We start from the raw sequence: 24,179 nt of genomic DNA on the forward strand, positions 1-24,179 counted from the left end.
CAGGTAACAATGTATACCGTTGCATCATGTTTAAAGTTGTAAGCGAGAGCTTTCCCCTTTTGGACAGTTACATTCGAATTTTGTAACCATTGCGGCCATATGAAATCAGAACATGCGGCAGTAACGTTGAGAACGACATCGATAACATTTTAGGAATTAACCACTTCTTTGACTCGACAGTGCGGGATTATACAGCCTCCCGAAGAAACGCGCCCGCTCAGGCGGCGCTACTGCAAGAGAAGACGGGGCATGTCTCTCGCAAGTTGGGGGCTTAAAATGACAGCTCGTGCCTTGCTCGCGTCCTTAGGGGCGCTGAGGGTTTTGTTTGTCGGGTTAATTATTAGCGGTATTTTAGGAATGTCCGCTGCATGGGCGGATAACGGCACTGCATTGCCGCCGTCCAACCGCATCTCCATCAACCTGGGAGAAACGCCATGGCGCTTCCTGAAGGACAGCGACCCGGCCAACGCCATGGATCCCGCCTATAACGACACCCCCAGCAACCCTAATCCGAACGAGGTATGGACTTCGGTCGGCGTGCCCCATTCTCCCAGCGACAACGACACCTTCCTGAATCTGAAGTCCGGTGGCGGCCAGGGTCAGCTGACGGGCAACATCACCTGGTACCGCAAGCACTTCTCGCTGGATAACGCCTACAAGACCCGCAAGATCTTCGTGGAGTTCGAGGGCGCGCACATGGGCGCCCGCGTCTTCATCAACGGCCATTTCATCCCGGGCAACAGCCTGGTGAATCCCAACGCCACCCACGTCGTTGGCTTCGTGCCGTTCATCGTCGACATCACGGACTATGTGAAGTTCGACGGCGCCGACAACGTGCTGGCGGTCAAGGTGGCGCGCGGCGACACCTTCTTCACCAACCCCAATTTCTCCGGCGCCTTCCGCTTCGGCCAGGCCGACAGCGGGCTGTTCCGCCCGGTGTGGATGTACATCACCGATCGGGTGCACATCCCGCGCAACACTTACGCCGTGCTGAACACCTGGGGCACCTACGTCTCCACGCTCAGCGCCAGCGACGCATCAGCCACCGTTCGGGTGCAGACCAACGTCGCCAATGAGTACGCCAACGCCCAGACGGTGACGCTGAACACCCAGATCGTGGACGCGTCGGGCAACGTGGTGGCGTCCGCCCAGGACACCAAGACGCTGGCCTCGGCGCCGCTGCCCGCCGTGCCGGCGCAGAACGCGCCTGAAACGGCCCCGCCACCCGCCACCTTCGACCAGACGCTGACGGTCGACCACCCCACCCTCTGGTACCCGAACAACAGCCAGTGGGGCCGCCCCTACATGTACACGGTGGTGCACACCGTCAGCGTGGACGGCGTCGTGGTCGACGCCACCACCACGCCGCTGGGCATCCGCACCATCGCCTGGGACCAGAACTTCCCCATCATCAACGGCCACGCCCATTACCTGTGGGGCGCGTCGGGCCGCTACGACTACCCCGCCCTGGGATCCGCCGTGCCGGAGGAACAGCAGTGGCGCGACGTGGCCCTGCTGGCCAACGCCGGCGGCAGCCTGTACCGCCCGGGCCATTCCGCCCAGGGGCCGGAGTTCCTGGCCGCCGCCGATGCCTTTGGCGTAATGATGGTCCAGCCCAGCGGCGATGGTGAGAACGGCTTCGCCCACCTGTGCCCCGGCGACACCTATGTCGGCAACTGCACCGCCTCCACCCTCGACATCGAGATGAAGAAGGAGGTGCACCGTGACATGATCGTGCACGACCGCAACAACCCGTCCGTGCTGGCGTGGGAGGCGGACAACGGCGTCACGGACACCGGCTTCGCCCGCGCCCTGAAGTCCCTGTCGGAAACCTGGGACCCGGTCCTGACCCGCGCCCAGTCCGACCGCACGCCCGATGCCGCCAACGGCGACATCCTGGGCTGCTCGGGCGATGGCTGCGATATCGGCGTGAAGCGCGACAACCCCAACGTTCCGGCCTGGGGCTCGGAATACTGGGACAACGGCGTCGGCCGCGACCTTTATGACTTCGAACTGCCCTTCGCCGCGCTGTACATGAAGCAGTGGGTGCAGAGCGTGGCCATGAAGTCCTTCGGCATGGCCCACTGGTACCTGGCCGACACGCCCGGCGAGATCGTGACCCAGGTGGACGGCCCCGGCTCGCCCACCGGTTCCGCCAGCGGCCACACCCCGGAAAGCATCCGCGGCAACGGCGCCTCGATGATGGACGCCAACCGCATTCCCCGCCTGCTCTACTACATCTACCAGGCGGCCTGGACCCCATACGACACCCGGCCGGTCGTGAAGCTGGCCTATCACTGGAACCGCGTGGGCCAGGTGCGGGTCAACGCCTTCTCCAACTGCCCGTCCGTGCGCCTGCTGCTGAACGGCCAGCGCCAGGGCGGCGACATGACGCCCAACCCGCTGACCAGCGACGTCAGCCCGGACATGACCCAGAACACCACCCTGCTGCCCACGCAGGTGCATTGGGACGTGATGTGGGCCGCGGGCACCCTGACCGCCCAGTGCCTGGACGCCAACGCCCGCGTGGTGCTGGACGCCTCCGGCAACCCCATCCAGGACACCCAGGTCACCGCCGGCACGCCGGACCACATCCGCCTGACCGTCACCCCGGAACTGGTTCGCCCCAGCGGCCAGCCCTTCGCCGTGCAGGCCAACGGCACCGACGCCGCCTTCATCACGGCGGAGGTGGTGGATGCCAATAATGTGCGCGTCCCCAACGTTTCCCCCACCCTGACCTTCGCGGTCAGCGGGCCCGGCACCTACCGCGGCGGCGCCGACCATTACGTCAACGACGGCCAACCCGACAGCTATCACGCCCCGGGCGACCCCAACCTGACGGCAGAGGGCGGCGTCACCCGCATCGCCGTGCGCGCCCAGTTCACCCCCGGCACCGTGACGGTCACCGCCACGGCACCCGGCCTGGGCGCCGGTACCGCCAGCTTCCAGACCGTGCCCACCACCGGGCCCAGCCTGGGCGTCAACGGCAACCTGTCCGTCCCAGCCACGCCGGCCGGCCAGCTGTCCATCGTCACCCCACCCCAGGACCAGACCGTCACCGTCGGTCAGACGGCGACCTTCACGGTGCTGAGCGCGGGGGCGGCGCCCCTGAGCTACCAATGGCAGCGGGGTGGCGTCGCCATCCCCGGCGCCACCAGCTACAGCTACACCACCCCCGCCACCAGCCTGGGCGACAACGGCGCCGCCTACAGCGTCATCGTCTCCAACGCTTCGGGCGCCAGCGTTACCTCCACGGCGGCCTTGCTGACCGTGGTGCCGCCCACCGTGCCCACCGTGCTGACCCAGCCCAAGGGGGCAACGGTCATCGCCGGCCAGAACGCCAGCTTCAGCGTCCAGGCCAACGGATCGCCCGTGCTGAAGTACCAATGGTTCAAGAACAAGACCGCCATCGATGGCGCCACAGGGTCGATCTACAACACGCCCGTGCTGACGCTGGCCGACAACGGCGCCAGCTACACCGTGGTGGTCACCAACACGGCGGGCAGCGTCACCTCCGACGCCGCCGTCCTGACCGTGGGGGCCGCCACCCCGCCCACCATCCTGACCCCGCCCGCCAGCCAGGCGGTGCCGGTGAACCAGACGGTGGTACTGTCGGTCCTGGCCTCGGGCACGGCGCCGCTGCATTACCAGTGGACGCATGACGGCGTGGCCGTCGGCCCCGACGCGGCCAACTTCGTCATCCCGTCGGTGCAGACGGGCGACGCCGGCGCCTACACGGTCACCGTCACCAACGTGGCGGGCACCATCACCTCCAAGCCCGCCGCCACCCTGTCGGTCAGCGGCAGCAACGGCACCAACCTGGCCCAGGGCAAGACGCCGCTGGAAAGCAGCGAGCAGAACGGCGGCCTGACCGCCAAGTACGCCTTCGACGGCAACGCCACCACCCGCTGGTCCTCCGCCCCGCAGATCGACCCGTCCTGGGTGGGCGTGGACCTGGGCTCCCTCCAGACCTTCGACGAGGTTGTCCTGGTGTGGGAGAACGCCTACGCCACGGAATACCAAATCCAGGTTTCCAACGACGAGGGCGACAACAAGACCTGGACCACCGTGTACCCGGCGGACGGCAGCATGGCCGTGGGCCACGGCGGCACGGAAACCCTGGCCTTCCCCAGCACCACCGCCCGCTTCGTGCGCATGCTGGGCAACAAGCGCGCCACGGACTACGGCTACAGCCTGTTCGAGTTCCAGGTCTACGACGTGCCCCAGTGCGGCACGGCAACGGAGCGCTACACCCTGCAGCCGGCCAAGTCGGGCACCTATGTCTCGCCCATCGCCGGCATCCCCAACGGGCCTTTTGTGCCCACCGTGGTCGACAACGTCAGCGGCCTGACCTGGCAGCAGTACGTGACCACCTTCACCCAGGCCGGCGCCCAGTTCACCCGGCCGGTGGCCGAGCAGTACTGCGCCTCCGTAGGCATGCGCGTCCCCACCCAGGACGAGGCGCTGACCATCGCCGGCAACAACTATTCGGCCTGCGCCTTCCCCAACCCCTGGACCACCTGGACCGAAACCGACGTGGCGGGTGAGACCGACCGGTCCTACTTCGTCTCCTCGGCCGGCCAGTCGTCCTCGCAGATCACCGACAACTCGCCAGGCTGGGCCCTGTGCGTGGTGGGCAAGCCGCTGGCCGCCCCCACCATCACGGCGCAGCCCGCCAACCAGACGGCGCCGCTGGGCGGCACCGCCACCTTCACCGTCGGCGTCGGCGGCCCCGGCCCCTTCAGCTACCAGTGGCTGGAGAACGGCGCGCCCATCGGCATCACCACGGTTCCCACCTTCACCACCGCACCCTTGCAGGCGACCGATGACGGCGCGTCCTTCAGCGTCATCGTCAGCAACGGCGGCGGCAGCGCCACCAGTGCCACGGCCACCCTCACCCTGAACGGCACCGCCGGCGACGGTAACGGCAACACCGGTAATGGCGGCAACGGCAACACCGGCGGCAACACCGGGGGCGGCAACAACAATGGCGGGGGCAATAACGGCGGCGGCAACGCCGATCCGCTGGCGCCGCCCACCAAGTCCCCGGCATCGGACCTGGCCGCCGGCAAGAAGGCCACGGCCACCAGCGACCAGGGCGACGGCTATCCCGCGTCGGCCGCGGTGGACGGCGACCTCAACTCCCGCTGGTCGTCCGGCTTCAGCGACACGGAATCGATCACGGTCGATCTCGGTGCCGTCCAGACCGTGGACCGCGTGGTCCTGCGCTGGGAAGCCGCTTACGGCGTGGGTTATCTGATCGAGGTGTCGACGGACAACAAGTCCTGGAAGACGGTGCACACCGAAACCCAGGGCAAGGGCGGGGTCGATGACATCCGCTTCGACGCCACCCAGGCGCAGTTCGTGCGGATGAGCGGCACCAAGCGCTCCAGCCAGTACGGCTACAGCCTGTTCGAGTTCGAGGTCTACAACACCGCCACCACGCCGCAGTACACCCTGACCGCCACGGCCGGGGCCAACGGCGCCATCCTGCCCGGCACGGTGTCGGTCCTGGCCGGCGCCAGCCAAACCTTCACCTTCCAGCCGGCCAACGGCTTCGCTGCCACCGGCGTGACGGCGGACGGCCAGAGCGTGGGGCAGGTGGCCAGCTACACCTTCACCAACATCCAGGCCGCCCACACCGTGGCCGCCACGTTCAGCGTCTCTTCGGCGGCGGTGGACCTGGCCTTGCACCAGCCGGCCACCTCCAGCGAGCTGGAGAACGCGGGCTACCCCGCCGGCAACGCGGTCGACGGCGACCCCAACACCCGCTGGTCGTCCGCCGTCGGGCCCACCGCGTGGTTGCAGGTGGATTTGGGCACGCCCAAGGCCTTCAACCGCGTGGTGCTGAGCTGGGAGAACGCCTACGCCGTGGGCTATCAGGTCCAGGTGTCCAACGTGGGTGGTGCTGATGACCAGAACTGGACCACGGTCCATCCCGAAACCAACGGCAAGGGCGGGATCGAGGACATCACCTTCACCGAAGTGACCGCCCAGTATGTGCGCCTGAAGCTGACCCAGCGGTCCGGCCCCTACGGCTACAGCCTCTGGTCCTTCCAGGTGTACGACATGCCGACCCCGCCGACGCTGACGGCCCAGCCCGCCAACGTCACGGTGATGGCCGGCCAGACCGCGCAGTTCACCGTGGCCGCCACCGGCACCGCCCCCTTCACCTACCAGTGGTACGTGAACGGGCAGCTGGCGGCGACCACCGATGCCCCCCTGTTCACCACCAAGAGCCTGACCACCGCCGACAGCGGCACCACCGTCAGCGTCGTCATCAGCAACGTGGCCGGCACCGTCACCAGCGGCAGCGCCACGGTGACGGTGACCGCCCCGCCCCAAACGGGGACCGGTTCGGGTGACACGGGTAATGGAAACACCGGTAACGGCAACACGGGCACCGGGGGCACGCCGCCGGTCTCCACCAACGCCAACCTGGCCCTGGGCGTCACCATGACGGCCAGCGGCACGGAGAATGACGGCTACCCCGCCGGCAACGCCGCCGACGGCAGCACCAACTCGCGCTTCTCCTCCAACTTCGACGACCAGGCTTGGCTGCAGGCCGACCTGGGCGCGGTGCGGGCGCTGAACCGGATGGTCCTGCGGTGGGAAAACGCCTACGGCGTGGGCTACGTGATCCAGACCTCCGCGGACGGCAAGTCCTGGAACGACGCCTACACCCAGACCAACGGCAAGGGCGGGGACGAGGATCTGTCCTTCGCCACCGTGAACGCCCGTTATGTCCGCCTGCAGGGGGTGAAGCGCTCTTCCGGCTACGGCTACAGCCTGTTTGAGTTCGAGGTCTACAACACCGCCAGCACGCCCCGCTTCACCGTCACGGCGACGGCGGGCGACAACGGCGCCATCACCCCGGCCGGCGCCACCCAGGTGCTGCAGGGGGCCGACCCGCACTACACCTTCACCGCGGCCGACGGCTTTGTCGTCACCAAGGTGGCGGTGGACGGGCAGGACATCGGTCCCCAGGCCGGCTACACGTTCACCAACGTCCTGGGGCCGCACAGCCTGGCCGTCACCTTCGGTCCGGCCTCGGCCGGCGTCGACCTGGCGGCCGGCAAGGCGGCCACCGCCAGCGGGGTGGAGAATGACGGCTACCCTGCCGGCAACGCGGTGGACGGCAACCCCAACACCCGCTGGTCCTCCGCCTTCGTCGATCCGTCGTGGATCGCCATCGACCTGGGATCCCCACAAACCTTCAACCGCGTGGTCCTGAGCTGGGAAAACGCGCACGGCATCGCCTACCTGATCCAGGTGTCAAACGTGGGCGGCACCGACGACAAGGACTGGACCACCGTCTACACCCAGGCCGCCGGCAAGGGCGGGGTGGAGGATCTGGGCTTCACCCCCGTGACCGCCCGCTACGTCCGCCTGCTGGGCACGCAGCGGTCCAGCCCCTACGGCTACAGCCTGTTCAGCTTCCAGGTGTTCAACAACCAGGCGGACCAGGCGCCCACCATCACCAGTCAGCCGCAAAACCAGACCGTGGGCCTGGGCCAGAGCGCCAGCTTCTCGGTCACGGTCAGCGGCACGGGCCCCTTCACCTACCAGTGGCAGCGCAACGGGGCCGATATCGCCGGCGCCACCAGCGCCAGCTACAGCACGCCGGCCACCACCAGCGCCGACGACAACGCCCAATATGCCGTCGTCGTGACGGGTCCGCAGGGCACGAAGGTGACCAGCACCCCGGCCATCCTGACGGTCAACGCCAGCGGCCTGCCCTACACGGTCTTCCCCGGCTTCGTCGGTGTCGACCTGCAGAACAACACCCACGGCGCCTACAGCGACGATCAGGTGTACGTGGCCGTCATCGGCCGCGACCCGGCCACGGGGCAGTTCGCCTGGCTGAAGCCGGACGGCACCCTGACGGCTGCCAGTGCCGCCGACAATGACGGCGCCGGCCACCTGACCAAGAACGGCCAGAACTACAGCAACTACTTCTTCACCCTGGCCCAAGCCAAGCAGCTGAAGCTGCCCAGGATGGACAGCGGCCGCGTGTTTATCGCCCTGGGTGAGCCGCTGTACATCAAGATCCTGATGGATGCGAACAACCAGGTCGGTTACGCGGGGCCCAACCCGCTGAACGGCACGGACCCCAACATCAACGTCTATTACGACTGGTACGAATTCACCTACAACCGCGACGGCCTGTGGATCAACACCACCCAGGTGGACCAATTCGGCCTGCCGTTGCTGCTGGACGTGTACGGTGCCAACAACACCTTCCACAAGCAGACCGGCATCAACCAAAGCCGTTCCGCCCTGTATGACGCCTATGTCGCGGAGACGCCGGCGGCCTTCCATTCGGCCCCGCTGTCGCCCTACCGCATCATGGCGCCGTACAACAGCACCTTCGACGTGGGCCAGGCCAACGCCACCTACTTCGACGGCTACATCGACCAGATCTGGGCGTTCTACGCCACCAACACCCTGACCATCGACATGTGGGGCGGCGCCCGCCGCTTTGTCGGTCAAGTCCAGGGCGGACAGATGGTGTTCAGCGAGGTCGACCTGAAGAACGGCGCCTACGTCGGCGGCAGCTACATCGTGAACAAGCCGACGACGCAGGACGTGCTGCGCGGGGCCGGGGCCCTGCACGCCGGCAACGATACCGAGCTGGCGCTGGAGGCCCAGCTGTGCGCGGCCTTCAACCGCCACATCACCGACAACGCCGGGGCCTGGGCCACGCCGTCGGTCTGGTACAGCGCGGCGCCGGCCAACTTCTACGCCAAGTTCTGGCACGACCACAGCGTCGGCGGCCTGGCCTACGGCTTCGCCTACGACGACGTGTCGGACCAGAGCTCCACCATCACCACCGACAAGCCGGAGCACGCGGTGTTCGGCATCGGCTGGTGACGGCGGCAACGTCAAGCAACCGAAAGGACGGCGGCGCCTGAAAAGGCGTCGCCGCTTCTTCGCATTTCAGGACCAGTGATTTAGGGGTCGAGGATGAGGGGATTTGAGAACAGGGCGCGCGAGCGGGGTTTCACCCTGCTGGAACTGCTGGTCGTGGTGCTGATCATCGGCCTGCTGGCCTCTTACGTCGGGCCCAAGTACTTCTCGCAGGTATCGAAGTCCGAGGTGACGACGGCCAAGGCGCAGATCGAGGCCTATGCCAAGGCCGTCGATAATTTCCGCCTGGACGTGGGCCGCTTCCCCACGACGGAGGAAGGGCTGGCGGCCCTGATGACCCGGCCGGCCACCGACGGCGACAAATGGAACGGCCCCTACCTGCGCAAGGACGTGATCCCAGACCCTTGGGGCCACCCCTACCTTTATCGCTCCCCCGGAGAGAAGGGCGAGTTCGCCATCACCTCCTACGGGCGCGACGGACAGCCCGGCGGCAGCGGCCCCGACGCCGACATCAGCAACGAGTAGGCCGCCAGGCGGGGATCATTTCGAATGCGGTATGAGGTCCGGGCGCTGTCGCCCGATCACCTGATGACCCAGCTGGTCCTGGATGCCCAGGATGAGGACGACGCGCGCCGCCAGACGGCGACGCGCGGCCTGGCCGTGGCCGAGGTGCGGCCGGCCAAGGGCCTTCGCGTGCCCGCGGCCCTTGGGGGAGCGACCGCCCGCCAGTGGTCGCTGGTGCTGTTCAGCCAGGAGCTGCTGGCCCTGCTGCGTGCCGGCCTGTCCATCGTCGAGGGGCTGGAGGCGCTGCTGGAGAAGGAGGCGAACGAAACCGCACGCGCCATCCTGCAGCGCCTGCTGGCCGGCCTGCGCGACGGCAAGCGCCTGTCGGTCGTGCTGGCGGAACAGCCGGCGCACTTTCCCCCCCTCTATGTCGGCATCGTCCGCGCGGCGGAGGGGACCAGCGACCTGCCCCGCTCGCTCGCCCGCTATCTCGACTATCGCCAGCGGGTGGACGGCGTGCGCGGCAAGGTGGTCAGCGCCGCCATCTATCCCTGCATCCTGGCCCTGGTGGGCGGGGCCGTGTCCTTCTTTCTGGTGGGCTACGTCGTTCCCAGCTTCGCCCAGATCTACCAGGGCACCGGCCGTTCACTGCCCTTCCTGTCGCGCCTGCTGATGGACTGGGGCCGCTTCGCCGGAGCGCATTCCGCACCGCTGGCGGCGGGCATCGTCGCCCTGGCCGCCCTGCTCGCCCTCGGTGTCCGGCACACCGTTCGGCGCGGTGGCGTGGGCCGGCTGCTGGCGGTCATCCCCGGCATGGCGGCGCGGGTGCGGATTTATGAGCTGTCGCGCCTCTATCTCACCATGGGCATGCTGCTGGAAGGCGGCATCACCGTGGTCGCGGCCATGGCGTCTATCCAGGGCATGATGTCGGCCGACGTGGCCGCCCGCCTGCGGCTGGCCAGCGACGCCGTGCAGGCCGGCACGCCCCTGTCCGACGCCTTCGAGGCCCAGGGCCTGGCCACGCCCATCTCGCTGCGCATGCTGCGCGTGGGGGAACGCTCGGGCGAACTGGGCGCCATGTTGACCCGCTCCGCCGAGTTCTACGACGGGGAGATCGGGCGCTGGATCGACCGCTTCACCCGCATCTTCGAACCGCTGCTCATGGCCGCCATCGGCATCATCGTCGGCGCCATCGTCGTGCTGCTCTACATGCCCATCTTCGACCTGGCGGACAGCCTGCAATGAGCCAAGACGCGCCCCTTCTAGCATTGGATGACGAAGCCCTGCTGCGCCAGGCGCGGCGGGCCGCCCTGGCCAGCCGGCGCGGCACGCTGGCGGAGTTCGAGGCCCTGGCCGGCGGGGAACCGCGCCAGCGCCTGCACCGCCTGGGCCAGGTGTTGGGCCTGCCCGTGCTGGAGACGGCGGCCATGCTGGCTCTGACGCCGGCTCTGGACCTGCTGCCCCTGCCCCGCGCCATGCAGCGCCATTGCGCCCTGCTGCACGCCGAGCGCGGTGGACTGCTGGCCGCGGTCACCGACCCCTTCGACGCCGACCTGCTGACCTGGCTGGAAACCCAGGCGGGGGTGGAGATGGGCGTGGCCCTGGCCCTGCAAGCCGACATCCATGCCTATCTGTCCAAGCTGGAAGAGTCCGTGCGCGCTATGGACAGCGTGGTCCAGGCCGGCGACGGCGACCGCCGCGACGGCCGCACCGCCGCCATCCTGTCCTTCGCCAGCGTCAGCGAGGCCGCCAGCCCGGCGGTGAAGTTGGTCAACTCCACCCTCTACGACGCGCTGAAGGCCGGCGCATCGGACATCCATATGGAAAGCACGGCCACCGGCCTGGCCATCAAGTACCGCGTCGACGGGGTGCTGGACCGGGGCACGGCAATCAATGGCACCGAAACGGCGGAGCAGGTCATCAGCCGCCTGAAGGTGCTGGCAGAGTTGGACATCGCCGAACGCCGCGTGCCGCAGGACGGTAGCTTCCGGGTGGAGGCGGCGGGCCGGGAGATCGACCTGCGCGTCTCCATCATGCCCAGCATCCATGGCGAGGACGCCGTCATCCGCATTCTGGACAAGCGCGCCATGATGGCGGCCTACGGCGCGCTGAGCCTGGAAACGCTGGGCTTCGACGCCGCCTCGCTGGCCATCCTGCGGGAGCTGGCGGAGGAACCCCACGGCATGCTGCTGGTCACCGGCCCCACCGGCTCGGGCAAGACCACCACGCTCTATGCCGCGCTGACGGAAATCCACAACGGGCGCGACAAGATCATCACCATCGAGGATCCGGTGGAATACCAGCTGCCGGGCATCCTCCAGATTCCGGTGAACGAGCGTAAGGGCCTGACCTTCGCCAAGGGCTTGCGCAGCATCCTGCGGCACGATCCCGACAAGATCATGGTGGGCGAGATCCGCGACCGGGAAACGGCGGAGATCGCGGTGCAGTCGGCCCTGACCGGCCATCTGGTGCTGACCACCGTGCACGCCAACAGCGTGTTCGACGTCTTCGGCCGCTTCACCCACATGGGCATCGACCCCTACGCCTTCGTCTCCGCCCTAAACGGCATCTGGGCCCAGCGCCTGATCCGCGTGAACTGCCCCCATTGCGCCACCGACTACGCGCCGGAGGACGGGGAGTTGCAGCGTCTGGGCCTGACGGGGGAAGCCATCGCCGGCTTCCGCTTCCGCCGCGGCCTGGGCTGTGGCGATTGCCGGGGCACGGGCTACAAGGGCCGGCGCGCCATCGCCGAGATCCTAACCCTGACGGATGAGCTGCGCGAGATGGTGGTGGAGAAAAGCCCCATACGCCTGATCAAGGACACGGCCTATCGCAACGGTACGCGCAGCCTGCGCGACGTGGCCATGGCCCTGGCGCGGGAGGGCACCACCACCCTGGCCGAGGTCAAGCGGGTGACCCAGCATGCGTAAGCCCACCCTCCCCTCCCTCACCCGTTTCCTGGGCGGCCGGCTGGAGCTGACGCTGACCCGTGCCAGCCTGTCGCTGGCCCTGCGGCGCACGGCTTGGGGGGCTCCCGTTTCCGTGGCGGAGCTGCCGTTGGCCAGCACCTTTCACCCGGACATGCTGGCTCCCGCCCTGGCGGCAGGCCATCTTGCCGGCCTGCCGCTGTCAGTCACGCTGGGTGACGATCTGGTCCGGCTGTTCATGGTGGCGCCGCCTGGCAACGCGCGCGGCCTGGGCGACATCCGCGCCGTCGCGGCGTTGCGTTTCCAGCGCCTATACGGCGATGACCCGTCCGCCTGGCGCCTGACCTTCGACGGGGCGGTGGACCGGCCCTTCCTGGCCTGCGCCATGCCGCAGGCGTTACACGCCAAGCTGCTGGACCTGGCCCGAACGCACCGGCTGGCGCTGACCGCCATCACCCCGCGCTTCGTCACCGCCTGGAATGCTGAACACCGGCGGCTGGACGGTGCCTGGCTGGGCGTGGCGCAGGAGGGCGGCATCACCCTGGGCTGTGTGGATGTTCCGCCTGGCGGGGGTGCCGCCGGCCTGATGGCGGTGCATCGTCTGGCCCTGCCGCCGGGGGCGGACGCGCGCTGGCTGCGCGATCAACTGCGCACCGTCGCGCTGCGCCATGGCCTGGCGGACCCGGTGGCCGTCAAGCTGGTAGGGCGGCCCCTTCCCGGGCTGGCCGCGCCCACCGCAGGCACACCCATGCTCAGCTGGCAGGTCCCGGCGGCACGGCCCACCGCGGCCCAGGCGTTCTCCTATCTCTTCGGTTGGGGGCCGCGCGCGGGATGAGACGGCAGAGCATCAATTTCGCCCCTGCGAGCTACACGCGGCTGAAGCAGGAAACCCCCGCCGCCGCCAAGCTGCTGGGCATCATCGGCCTGGGCCTCTGCCTGGCGGCGGCACTGGAGGCACGGAACCGGCTGGACCGCCTGGCGGCCCTGGATCGGGCCGTCGCCCAAGCCGAAGGCGATCTGGCGGCGCGCGCGCGCGGCCGGGCCCCAGTGGCCGACATCCCCATCCCCGAAGCGCAGGCCACGGCGGTGAACGCCGCCGTGCGGCAGCTGAACCTGCCCTGGCGCGGCGTGCTGGACGCGGTAGAGGCCGGCACCCCCAAGACAATCGCCCTGCTGGCGCTGGAGCCCGACGTGCGGCGCGGCCTGGTCCGTATCGAGGCGGAAGCGGCGGATGGTGAAGCCATGCTGGCCTACGTGAAGCAATTGAAACAGCAACCCCTGCTGGCCGGCGCCGTGCTGGTGAAGCACCGGGCGGAGGAAAGCCAAGCGCGGCGCCCCCTGCGCTTCCAGATCGAGGCCGGGCTGGCCGGGGGAACGCCATGAGCCTGCTATCGACCCCCGCCCCCACCCTGCTGCTGCGTGCCCGCCTGGCCCTGGGCCGGGCCGGCTGGACCACCCTGCTGGCCATCGCCCTGTTCCTGGCCGGGGCGGCCGCCTTCCTCATCGGCCTGCCCGCCCTCCAGGCGCGGGTGGACGCCCGTCAGGCCGACTTGGCGCAGGTGACGGCCCGCGCGGCCCGGGCCGCGCGGCAGCCCCGGACGGCCGTCGCCCCCCTGCCACCGGCGCAACGCAACCTGCAGGCCTTCTACGACGCGCTGGGCGATGTGCGCTATATCGACCAGGATGTGGCCGTCGTCCTGGATGAGGCCGACCGCCAGGGCCTGACCATCGCCCAGGCGGACTACAAGCTGAGCTATGAGAAGGCCGGCCTCTACCACGTCTACACCATGCAGATGCCGGTGGCGGGCAGCTACGCCGCCATCCGGGCCTTCTGCCAGCAGGTGCTGCTGTCCCTGCCCTATGCCGCCCTGGAAGAGATCAGCGTCAAGCGCGCCGCCATCGGCGACGCGACGGTGGAGGCGCGACTGCGCTTGGCGCTGTACCTCGACGGTCCGACGGACTACGCGCCGGGCAAGGCGGTGGACGGGGGTGCGCGATGAAGGCGCGCCAAGCCCTGATGCTGGCGGCCCTGGCCGCGTCCGCCGGCCTCGCCATCTTCGGCGACCGCACACCCAACGGCAGCGGCGAGACGGTGGAGCCGGCGCCGCGCCCGCAGCCCGCGGCGGCCCCCAAGCCGGCCGCCTCCCCCGCCAAGCACAAGCACGCACCCGCCATCCTGGCCCTGCTGCCCCGTGAGGAGCTGGTGGGGCCGCGCGATGAGGATAGGCCGGCGTCCATCCTGTTCGCGGCGCAGACGCTGGACCGCGCGCCGGCAGCGGTAGCGGCCCAGGCGCCCGTGGCGGCGGCGTCCGGCACGCCGGGACTGCCTTTCACCTACCTGGGCAAGAAGTATGAAAACGCGGCTTGGGAGGTCTACCTGGCCATCGGGGACCAGACCTACTTCGTCCGCGAGGGCACGGTCATCGACCAGAAATATGCGGTCAACCAGATCCGGCCGCCGGTGCTGACGATGACCTATCTACCAACCAAGCAGCAGCAGACGATGACGATCGGCGGGGAAGAGTGATGGGGGTTGTGAGGGGGTGGCGGGCCGCCGCGCGCAAGGGGATTTCCCTGATGCTCAGCGTGGCGCTGACGGCCTGTGCCGGGCATTCCGCCTATCAGGACGGCGTGGACCTGGTGGCCGAAGGCAAGATGGACGACGGCCTGGCCAAGCTGCAGGAGGCCTATCGCCAGGATCCGCGCGACGTGCAGGTGCGCACCGCCTATCTGCAGACGCGGGAACGGGCCCTGACCACGGATGTGGAGCGGGCGGACAAGTTAGCCGCCGCCGGCTCGTACGACGAGGCGCGCGGCCTTTACCGCCACGCCCTCAGCCTCAACGCCAATTACGAGCGCGCGCAGGACGGCTTGGCGGCGCTGGAGGCCCGCGCCCGGCAGGCCGGCTGGATGAACGAGGCCGACGCCCTGCTGTCGCGCGGCCAGGTGGACGCCGCCAGCCAGAAGCTGGCCCGCGTGCTGACGGAGGCGCCGGCCGATCCGCGCGCCCTGGCGCTGAAGCAGGCCATCGACACCCGCCTGGCGGCCAGCACGCCCCAGGCGCGGCTGGCCCAGGTCTACCGCAAGCCCATCACCATCGAGTTCAAGGACGTCAGCCTTAAACAGGTGTTCGAGGTGATCGCCCATACCTCGGGCCTGAACTTCCTGTTCGACAAGGATGTGAAGACGGACCAGCGCACGTCCATCTTCCTGAAGAACAGCACCATCGAGGCGGCGGTGCGCCTGGTGCTGCTGACTAACCAGCTTGAACAGCAGGTGCTGGACGGCAACACGGTCCTGATCTACCCCAACACCCAGGCCAAGCAGAAAGACTATCAGGAGCTGAGCGTCCGCACCTTCTACCTGGCCAACGCCGAGGCCAAGACCATCGCCAACACCCTGAAGACCATCATCAAGGTGCGCGACATCGCGGTGGACGAAAAGCTGAACATGGTCATCGTGCGCGACACGCCCGAGGCCATCCGCATGGCGGAAAAGCTGGTGGCGGTGGAGGACGTGCCGGATCCCGAGGTCATGCTGGATGTGGAGGTGCTGGAGATCCAGCGCAGCAAGCTGCAGAACTTCGGCATCCAATGGCCGGCCTCCGCCAGTTTCCAGCCCTCCCCCCTGGGCAGCCTGACGACGGGCGGCGACAGCTCCTCCAGCGGTTCCTCGGGCGGCAGCAGCGGCAGCGCCAGCACCAGTTCCGCCGTGTCGCTGTATGACCTGACACACCAGACCACGCGCAACATCGGCGTCAGCGTGGGCAGCGCCACGGCCAACGCCAACCTGCAGGACTCCGACGCTCGGCTGCTGACCAACCCGCGCATCCGGGTGCGCAACCATGAGAAGGCCAAGATCCTGATCGGGCAACGGCTGCCCAACATCACCTCCACCGCCACCTCGACCGGATTCCTGTCGCAGTCGGTGAACTACATCGACGTGGGCCTGACCCTGAATGTGGAGCCCACGATCTACCTGGACGACAACGTCGGCATCAAGCTGACGCTGGAGGTCAGCAGCATCATCCGCCAGGTGACGACGCAGACCGGCACCAGCGCCTACGAGATCGGCACCCGCACGGCCAGCACGGCGTTGCGTCTGAAGAATGGGGAAACCGATGTGCTGGCCGGCTTGATCGACAGCCAGGAACGCACCTCGGGCAACAAGCTGCCGGGCCTGGGCGACGTGCCCGTGCTGGGCCGCCTGTTCGGCGCCACGACGGACGACGACCAGAAGACGGAAATCGTCCTGTCCATCACCCCGCATCTGGTGCGCAACCTGCAACGGCCGGACGTGAACGACGCCATGTTCAACGCCGGCACGGAAACCAGCATGCACACCGCCCTGCCCGGTTCCGGCGGCGGCAGCGTTTCCACCACCCCCACCGTCACCACCACCGTGGCCCCGGTGTCGCCCATGCCGCCTGCGGCCCCGAACCCCACCAGCGGAATCAATGGCGGCAACGGTGCGTCCACCACCGGCGGCGGCACGGGTGCGGTGAACGACCTGGGCCTCGGCCTCAGCCAGAATGGCGTGGGCGGCACCGTCGGCGGGGCGGAGGAAGGGGCGGTGGGCGCCGTGCCCGGAGCCGGCACTGCCCAGCTGCAGCTGCAGGGCACCAACCAGGCGACGGTGGGCGGCACCGTCACGGTGAACCTGCTGGCGCAGGCGACGCAGGGGGTCACCAGCTTCCCCGTCACCCTGGGCTTCGATGCCGCCAGGCTGCAGGTCACCAACATCGCGGAAGGGCCGTTCCTGAAGCAGAGCGGCGCCAGCACCAGCTTCTCCAGCCGCCTGGGCAACGGCCAAGTCATCATCGCCGATAGCAGCACCGGGGGGGCCGGCGTCACCAGCCAGGGCGTCCTGGCCACGGTGACCTTCAAGGCGCTGGCCACCGGGCCGGCCAATGTGCAGGTGGCCTCCGCCTCCCCCATCGGGGTGGATGGGGTGCCCGTCACCCTGCTGTCGCCCAGCCCCTACACCGTGCAGATCGCCGCCAAATGACGGGACAACGCACCTCAGAGGCGGGGTTCACGCTGGTGGAGCTGCTGGTCACCCTGGCCATCGTCGGCCTGCTGGCCACGCTGGTCCTGCCGGTGGCCCAGGTGGCGACCCAGCGGACACAGGAGACGGAGCTGCGCCGCGCCTTGCGCGACATCCGCGCAGCCATCGACGCCTATCACCGCGCCAGTGACGACGGCCGTATCGCCAAGGAGGCCGGGACCACCGGCTATCCCCCCGACCTGGACGTGCTGGTGGCGGGGGTGGAGGACCAGAAGGATCCAGAGAAGCACAAGATCTATTTCCTGCGCCGGGTGCCGCGCAACCCGCTGGCCAGCGACCCCGACTTGGCCGATGCCGCCACCTGGGCCAAGCGCAGCTATGCCAGCGAACCCGACGACCCGCAGGAAGGCGGCGACGTCTATGACGTCTACGCCGCCAGCCCCCGCGTCGGCCTGAACGGCGTCCCCTACAACAAATGGTGAGGACCATGGCGCGACGCGCGGCGAAGAAACGGACCGCCGGCTTCACGCTGGTGGAGCTGCTGGTGGTGATGGCCATCATCGGCATGCTGCTGAGCCTGGCCTTGCCCCGCTACTACCACGCCATCGACATATCAAAGGAGCGGGTGCTGGCGGAAAACCTGCGCGTCACCCGCGACGCCATCGACAAGTTCTACGGCGATACCGGCCGTTACCCCGAGGCCTTGGACGAACTGGTGCAGAAGCACTACCTGCGCGCGTTGCCCTTCGATCCGGTGGCCGACAGCGACAGCGCGTGGATCATCGTCCCGCCGGAGGAGCAGTTCACCGGTAACGTCTACGACATCAAAAGCGGGGCGCCGGGTACCAGCCATGACGGCAAGGCCTTCGGGGACATGTGATGCGGGACCGCCGTGACGCCATCCGCCCCGATGAAGCGGGCTTCACCTACCTGGGCCTGCTGATCATCCTGGCCATCATCGGGGTGGTGGCCGCAGCCAGCCTGCAGGCCGGCGCCCTGATGCAACGGCGCCTGGCTGAGGAAAGCTTGCTCGACATCGGATCGGACTTCCGCACCGCCTTGCGCAGCTATGCCGACAGCACGCCCGCCGGCCTGCCCCGCTGGCCCCGCACCTTGCAGGATCTGATGCGCGACCCGCGCTATCCCGGTGTGCGCCGTTACCTGCGCCGGGTACCGCCCGACCCCTTGGGCGGCGGCCAGCCCTGGGGCCTGGTCATGAGCCCGGATGGCGCCGGCATCATCGGCATCTACAGCCGCGCGCCGGGGCATCCCATCAAGCAGGACAATTTCCCGGCGGCCTACCAGGACTTCCGTAACCGCAACAGCTATGCCGACTGGGTCTTCACCCAGGCACCGGCCCGTAATTCCCAGCTGCCCTCGCGACCCATTCCGCTGGGCCCAGGCGCGTCCCCGCCAGCCAGCCCCAGCGCCGGCCCCTCCGGTCCCCGCTGATCCCTTCACCAATTCCAGGACCAGAAGCCCGTGCGAACCGCCCTTTCCGCCCTGATCACATCCTGCCTGATGCTGGCCGGCACCGCCGCCCAGGCCGGGCAACAGGCCACCCGGCAGCCGGATGATCTCGACGCCCGCATTCACGCCTATCTCTTGGCCCACCCCGAAGTGCTGACGGAAATGCAGCAGGCCCTGGCAGCCAAACAGGCGGCGGAGCGGGATGCCCAGACCCGCGCCACCCTGGCCGCCAACCACGACGCCCTGCTGGCCGATGCCGGAGACGCGATCCTGGGCAACCCCAAGGGCGACGTCACCATCGTGGAGTTCTTCGATGACGAATGCCCCTACTGCAAGATGATGGCACCGACGCTGGAGGCGGTGGTGAAGACCGATCCCGGCGTCCGCGTGGTGCTGAAGGAACTGGCCGTCCTGGGCCCCGGCTCGGAAATCGCGGCGCGCTATGCCCTTGCGGCCCAGCAGCAGGGCAAATACCCGGCGCTGCACGCCGCCCTGATGGCGGACAAGACGCCGGAACACCAGCTGACCGAAGCGCGCGTGAAAGAGATCGCCGCCGGCGTCGGGCTGGACACCGCCCGGCTGGAGCGGGACAGCCAGTCGGCGGACATCGTCGTCCGGCTGCAGCGCACCCGCGCCCTGGCCCAAACCATCGGCATCCGGGGCACGCCCGGCCTGGTCATCGGCGACACCGTGCATTCCGGCGCCATGACGCCCGACGCCCTGGTCAAGGCCATCGCCGCCGCGCGGGCCGCCAAGACGCCCTGACCGGAACAGCGCGACGGGCCGTCAGTGCAGCCAGCCCGCGTCCTGCCCGTGGCGGATTTCCGCAGGCCGGACCAGGGCCGCCGACACCACCGTCACCCGATGGATGCGACCGTCCAGCCGAGCCTCCCAAAAATCGAGGAACTGGCGGAGTTGCGGGAAACGGGGCGCCTGGTCCAGCTCCTGCCACAGATAGGCTTGCAGCAAGCCGGGATGGTCGGGCATGCGATAGATGATCTCAGCGGTGGTTAGGCGCCAGCCCAAAAGTTGCTTTTCCAAGTCCGTCATGACGTCCTTCCAACCAGGGTGCGGAGGATGGAATTCTGGCATCACCGGAGTGCCGCGCGTCAATATTTATCTAATATCTCCAGATAGTTAGCAGCCGACGGCAGTGGCTGCTGCCATCAATTCCCCTCCATGGGCTTGCGGGGGTTGTACTCGGCCGGCCGCCAAGTCCGCAGGAAGGATTCCAGCGCCGGGTCAGGCGATGGCGGTAAGGCCAGGCGCACGGTCACGTATTGGTTACCCCGAGCACCCGCTGAGGATATGCCGCGTCCCTTCAACCGCAGCCGGGTGCCGTCGTTGGCCCCCTTGGGGATGGTCATCAGGACGGAACCGTCGATGGTTGGAACCCGCACCTTGGCACCGAAAACCGCCTCGTGCAGGGTGACGGGCAGGTCCAGGTACACATCTTCCCGCTCGCGCCTGAACCATGGATGGGGCCGCACCGACACCGTGACCAGCGCGTCGCCAGCAGGTCCGCCAGCGGTCCCCGGGGCGCCCCGGCCGCGCAGCCGGACCTTGCCCCCTTCTTCGAGCCCTGGCGGCAGGTCCACGTCCAGCCGGGTCCCGTCGGGCAGGGTCACACGATGGCGCCCGCCTTTCGCCGCCTCAACGAAGTCCACGGTGATGTTGACCGATATGTCCTTGCCTTTGCGCGGACCGGCGCCGGCCCGGAAACCGCCGCCGCCGAACATGTCGGCGATAATGTCCTCAAAGCCGCCCATCCCGCCGGTGTTGGACGTGAACTGGAAGCCGCCGCCGGGCGCGCCGGCATAGTGGCGCCGTGCATGGGCCTGCGGCCGCTCATTGCCGTCGGCGTCGATTTCCCCGCGGTCGAAGCGGGCCCGTTTTATGGCATCCGACAGCAGGTCATAGGCGGCGGTGATCTCCTTGAAGGCGCGCTCCGCGTCGGGGCGGCTCTGGTTGAGATCCGGATGATGGGCTTTGGCGAGCTTGCGGTATGCCCGGCGGATTTCCTCGGCCGAGGCGCTCCGCGATACGCCCAGGATGTCATAGGGATTGCGCATCTATCGTGCACGCGCTCAATGAAGGGGAAGCGTACGGATGGACACGCCCATCCCATCGCCCGTGTCGGCGGCACCATCACGCAGAAGGTCAAGCAGCGCGCCCGAATCCGGCAGGCCGTCCATCTGGCCCACCAGGGCAGACAGGACCTCGGCGCAGGCCTGCACCAGGGCCTGGTTGCCCGGCATCTGCTGATGAACCATCACCAGGTTGTCGACCATATCGCAGGCCAAGGCGTATTCCCGCGTTCCCGGCAGGCTGGGGGCCGGCAAGGGGATTGCCGGCGGCACCTCGCCCACCTCCTTCAAGGCGGTCAGCTTGTGCTGCAGCAGGCAGGCGCCAACGCTGCCATCGATCAGCGTGGCGGCGGACACCTCGCCATCCGCCTGCACGACAAGCTGGCGCAGCAGGCGCAAGGCCGACAGGCAGGTCCCCGCCGCCGCGGCGCGACCCGCGCCATCAGCCGCCAGCGCGACGGCGGAGCGGACCAAGGTGGTGACAACCGGAAACATGGCGATACCCTCCTCACGAGCGATACCGGTTCAAACAGCCGGTCCTTGTCGCGGCACCGGCAACGTCAAGGTGAAGCGGTGACATCGGGCCAGTGACGCGCCGCCGGCGCGAACGCCGGCGGCGGCTCCCTTCATCTTCGGCCTCAGGCGGCTTGCTTTTCGCCGGCTTGATGCTCTTCCAGGCGCGGATTGGCGCCACCGGACAGGATTTCGATGCGCCGGGGCTTCATGGCCTCCGGCAACTCGCGCTTCAGATCGATGGTCAGCAGGCCGTTTTCCAGCGAGGCGCGATCAACGAAAACGAAATCCGCCAGCTCGAAACGGCGCTCGAACGACCGGGCCGACAGGCCATGGTGCAGATACTGCGCCTTTTCCTCAGCGGCTTTGCGGCCCTGAACGATGAGCAAATTGGGATGGGCGGTCAGGGCCAGTTCGTCGGCGGACCAGCCCGCGAGGGCGACAACGATGCGATAAGCGTTCTCACCGGTTTTCAGGATGTCGTACGGGGGATAGCTGTCCGCCGGTGTCGTGGTGGACAGCTGTTCCAGCACAGAGGCCAGACGGTCGAAGCCAACGCCGGAACGAAACAGGGGCGAAAAATCAAAAGCGCTCATAGCCATGTCCTCCATTGAGCAACGAGGTACGAGCGGCCCCGGGACCCACCCGGGAGCCGGTTCGGGCCGGATCCGCAATCGGCATCCAGCACTTATGAATATAGTGAATATTGGCAAAACATCAATAATGAATTTGGTATAGGCGGATCTTCGGATAATTCTCTTTAGCGAAATGACAGTAACCACGGCGGCGAACCCCGCCGTGGCCAAGTATAATTAGGCTATTATGTTATGACGCGGTCAGTCGAAATCCGCCGGCGCCGGGGGGGCGGGTTTCTTCTCCGGCAGCTGCGCGACCATGGCCTCGGTGGTGATCAGCAGGCCGGCGATGGAGGCCGCGTCCTGCAGGGCGGTTCGCACCACCTTGGCCGGGTCGATGATACCGGCGGCCACCAGGTCGCGGTACTGCCCGGCCTGGGCGTCGAAGCCCCAGTTGTAGTCCGGGTTGTCGGTGACCTTGCCAACGACCACCGACCCATCGTAGCCGGCGTTGGCCGCGATCTGACGCACCGGCGCCTGCAGGGCCTTGCGGATGATGTCCACACCCATGCGCTGGTCGTCGTTGGCCGGCTTCAGCCCCTCCAAGGCCTTCACCGCCCGGGCCAGCGCCACGCCGCCGCCCGGCAGAATGCCTTCCTCCACCGCCGCGCGGGTGGCGTGCATGGCGTCGTCGACGCGGTCCTTGCGCTCCTTCACGTCGACCTCGGTGGCGCCGCCCACGCGGATGACGGCAACGCCGCCCGCCAGCTTCGCCAGACGCTCCTGCAGCTTCTCACGGTCGTAGTCCGAGGTGGTCTCCTCGATCTGCGCCCGGATCTGGGCGCACCGCGCCTGGAGGGCATCCTTGGCGCCCGCCCCTTCGACGATGGTGGTGTTGTCCTTGCCGATGACCACTTTCTTGGCCCGGCCCAGCATGTCGATGGTGACGGTGTCGAGCTTGATGCCCAGGTCTTCGGAGATGACCTGGCCGCTGGTGAGGATGGCGATATCCTCCAGCATGGCCTTGCGGCGGTCGCCGAAGCCCGGCGCCTTCACCGCCGCCACGCGCAGGCCGCCGCGCAACTTGTTCACCACCAGGGTGGCCAGCGCCTCGCCCTCCACATCCTCGGAAATGATCAGCAGCGGCCGGCCGCTCTGCACCACCCGCTCCAGCACCGGCAGCAGGGCTTGCAGGCCGGACAGCTTCTTTTCATGGATGAGGATGTAAGGGTCCTCCAGCTCCACGGTCATCTTGTCGGCGTTGGTCACGAAATAGGGCGAGACATAGCCCCGGTCGAACTGCATACCCTCGACGATGTCCAGTTCGGTGTCGAAGCTCTTCGCCTCTTCCACCGTGATCACGCCCTCATGGCCCACCTTTCCCATAGCCTTGGCGATCATCTCGCCGATCTCGGCCTCACCATTGGCCGAGATGGTGCCAACCTGGGCGATCTCGGCGTTGGTGGTGATCTTCTTGGCCTTGCCCTTCAGCTCGGCCACGACGGCCTCCACGGCCAAATCGACGCCGCGCCGCAGGTCCATGGGGTTCATGCCGGCGGCCACGGCCTTGGCGCCCTCGCGCACGATCGCCTGGGCCAGCACGGTGGCGGTGGTGGTGCCGTCACCCGCCAGGTCGTTCTGCTTGGACGCCACCTCGCGCAGCATCTGTGCGCCCATGTTCTCGAACTTGTCGGCCAGCTCGATTTCCTTGGCGACGGTCACGCCGTCCTTGGTGATGCGGGGCGCGCCGAAGCTCTTCTCGATGACGACGTTGCGACCCTTGGGACCCAGCGTGACCTTGACAGCGTCCGCCAGGATGTCGACGCCCCGCAGCAGGCGCGCGCGGGCATCGGCCGAGAACTTCACGTCCTTGGCTGCCATTTCCTTCTCCCGTGATAATGTACTGCCTCAGGCGGCTTTGCGGGCCGCGCTGGTGTCGATGACGCCGAGGATGTCGCTCTCCTTCATGATCAGGAGATCCTCGCCGTCTATCTTGACCTCGGTGCCGGACCATTTGCCGAACAGCACGCGGTCGCCGACCCGGACGTTCAGGTCGATGACATGGCCCTGCTCGTCCCGGGTGCCGGGACCAACGGCGAGCACCACGCCCTCCTGGGGCTTTTCCTTGACGGTATCGGGGATGATGATGCCGCCAGCGGTCTTCTGCTCGCTGTCAACGCGGCGCACGACGACGCGGTCGTGCAAGGGGCGGAATCGCATGGGGG

General features: G+C 68.1%; 19 protein-coding genes. 13 read left to right on the forward strand and 6 right to left on the reverse strand.

Translation table 11 applies throughout. From position 1 onward, the window contains the following. Positions 1-357: 357 nt before the first annotated feature. The 13 genes from FBZ87_RS17975 to FBZ87_RS18045 all read left to right on the forward strand — a co-directional run bounded on the left by FBZ87_RS17975 (position 358) and on the right by FBZ87_RS18045 (position 19,544). Entirely contained in the window at positions 358-8,874 is an 8,517-nt protein-coding gene (locus FBZ87_RS17975; protein ID WP_211106986.1) for a discoidin domain-containing protein, read from the forward strand. Between the two features lie 93 nt (positions 8,875-8,967). After that, a complete protein-coding gene (gene gspG, locus FBZ87_RS17990; protein WP_145611881.1) occupies positions 8,968-9,396 on the forward strand; it encodes a type II secretion system major pseudopilin GspG in 429 nt (142 codons plus the stop codon). A 24-nt stretch (positions 9,397-9,420) separates the two neighbouring features. Further along, on the forward strand, positions 9,421-10,620 hold the full coding sequence (locus FBZ87_RS17995; RefSeq protein ID WP_145611883.1) for a type II secretion system F family protein: 1,200 nt from the start codon (positions 9,421-9,423) through the stop codon (positions 10,618-10,620). Continuing rightward, positions 10,617-12,305, forward strand: a complete 1,689-nt coding sequence (locus FBZ87_RS18000; protein WP_145611886.1) for a GspE/PulE family protein — start codon at positions 10,617-10,619, stop codon at positions 12,303-12,305. Before FBZ87_RS17995 ends, FBZ87_RS18000 begins: the two co-directional genes overlap by 4 nt. Then, positions 12,298-13,137, forward strand: a complete 840-nt coding sequence (locus FBZ87_RS18005) for a hypothetical protein (protein WP_145611888.1) — start codon at positions 12,298-12,300, stop codon at positions 13,135-13,137. The genes FBZ87_RS18000 and FBZ87_RS18005 overlap by 8 nt, the downstream gene beginning before the upstream one ends. Then, positions 13,134-13,685 carry a hypothetical protein gene (locus tag FBZ87_RS18010; protein ID WP_145611890.1) on the forward strand — a complete coding sequence of 184 codons (552 nt, stop codon included), beginning with the start codon at positions 13,134-13,136 and terminating at the stop codon, positions 13,683-13,685. Before FBZ87_RS18005 ends, FBZ87_RS18010 begins: the two co-directional genes overlap by 4 nt. Then, positions 13,682-14,302 carry a hypothetical protein gene (locus FBZ87_RS18015; protein ID WP_145611892.1) on the forward strand — a complete coding sequence of 207 codons (621 nt, stop codon included), beginning with the start codon at positions 13,682-13,684 and terminating at the stop codon, positions 14,300-14,302. Before FBZ87_RS18010 ends, FBZ87_RS18015 begins: the two co-directional genes overlap by 4 nt. Beyond that, on the forward strand, positions 14,299-14,829 hold the full coding sequence (locus FBZ87_RS18020; RefSeq protein WP_145611894.1) for a hypothetical protein: 531 nt from the start codon (positions 14,299-14,301) through the stop codon (positions 14,827-14,829). Before FBZ87_RS18015 ends, FBZ87_RS18020 begins: the two co-directional genes overlap by 4 nt. A 50-nt stretch (positions 14,830-14,879) precedes the next feature. Further along, the gene (locus FBZ87_RS18025; protein ID WP_246134470.1) at positions 14,880-17,309 is read left to right on the forward strand and encodes a secretin N-terminal domain-containing protein; all 2,430 of its coding nucleotides are present in this window, start codon (positions 14,880-14,882) and stop codon (positions 17,307-17,309) included. Then, a complete protein-coding gene (locus FBZ87_RS18030; protein ID WP_145611896.1) occupies positions 17,306-17,791 on the forward strand; it encodes a type II secretion system protein in 486 nt (161 codons plus the stop codon). Before FBZ87_RS18025 ends, FBZ87_RS18030 begins: the two co-directional genes overlap by 4 nt. Positions 17,792-17,796: 5 nt before the next feature. Continuing rightward, complete coding sequence (locus tag FBZ87_RS18035) at positions 17,797-18,189, forward strand: type II secretion system protein (RefSeq protein WP_211106987.1); 393 nt, start codon at positions 17,797-17,799, stop codon at positions 18,187-18,189. Then, on the forward strand, positions 18,189-18,761 hold the full coding sequence (locus tag FBZ87_RS18040) for a type II secretion system protein (RefSeq protein WP_186454831.1): 573 nt from the start codon (positions 18,189-18,191) through the stop codon (positions 18,759-18,761). Before FBZ87_RS18035 ends, FBZ87_RS18040 begins: the two co-directional genes overlap by 1 nt. A 30-nt stretch (positions 18,762-18,791) precedes the next feature. Next, positions 18,792-19,544: a DsbA family protein gene (locus FBZ87_RS18045; protein WP_145611900.1), complete on the forward strand. Its 753-nt coding sequence runs from the start codon at positions 18,792-18,794 to the stop codon at positions 19,542-19,544. A gap of 21 nt (positions 19,545-19,565) precedes the next feature. On the opposite strand, the gene FBZ87_RS18050 is transcribed toward FBZ87_RS18045, so the two are convergent. From FBZ87_RS18050 to FBZ87_RS18075, 6 genes are all read right to left on the reverse strand, one after another. Beyond that, positions 19,566-19,829 (reverse strand): usg protein, encoded by a 264-nt coding sequence (locus FBZ87_RS18050; protein WP_040844215.1) that lies wholly within the window; start codon positions 19,827-19,829, stop codon positions 19,566-19,568. A gap of 116 nt (positions 19,830-19,945) precedes the next feature. Continuing rightward, positions 19,946-20,851: a DnaJ C-terminal domain-containing protein gene (locus tag FBZ87_RS18055; protein ID WP_145611902.1), complete on the reverse strand. Its 906-nt coding sequence runs from the start codon at positions 20,849-20,851 to the stop codon at positions 19,946-19,948. A 15-nt stretch (positions 20,852-20,866) separates the two neighbouring features. Beyond that, on the reverse strand, positions 20,867-21,361 hold the full coding sequence (locus FBZ87_RS18060) for a hypothetical protein (protein ID WP_145611904.1): 495 nt from the start codon (positions 21,359-21,361) through the stop codon (positions 20,867-20,869). A 143-nt stretch (positions 21,362-21,504) separates the two neighbouring features. Further along, complete coding sequence (locus tag FBZ87_RS18065) at positions 21,505-21,975, reverse strand: Hsp20 family protein (protein WP_211106988.1); 471 nt, start codon at positions 21,973-21,975, stop codon at positions 21,505-21,507. Positions 21,976-22,215: 240 nt separating this feature from the next. Continuing rightward, positions 22,216-23,835 carry a chaperonin GroEL gene (gene groL / locus FBZ87_RS18070; protein ID WP_145611908.1) on the reverse strand — a complete coding sequence of 540 codons (1,620 nt, stop codon included), beginning with the start codon at positions 23,833-23,835 and terminating at the stop codon, positions 22,216-22,218. Positions 23,836-23,862: 27 nt separating this feature from the next. Further along, positions 23,863-24,174, reverse strand: a complete 312-nt coding sequence (locus tag FBZ87_RS18075; protein WP_145611910.1) for a co-chaperone GroES — start codon at positions 24,172-24,174, stop codon at positions 23,863-23,865. Positions 24,175-24,179: the final 5 nt, after the last annotated feature.

The organism is Nitrospirillum amazonense, from assembly GCF_007828035.1.
GTDB lineage: Bacteria > Pseudomonadota > Alphaproteobacteria > Azospirillales > Azospirillaceae > Nitrospirillum > Nitrospirillum amazonense.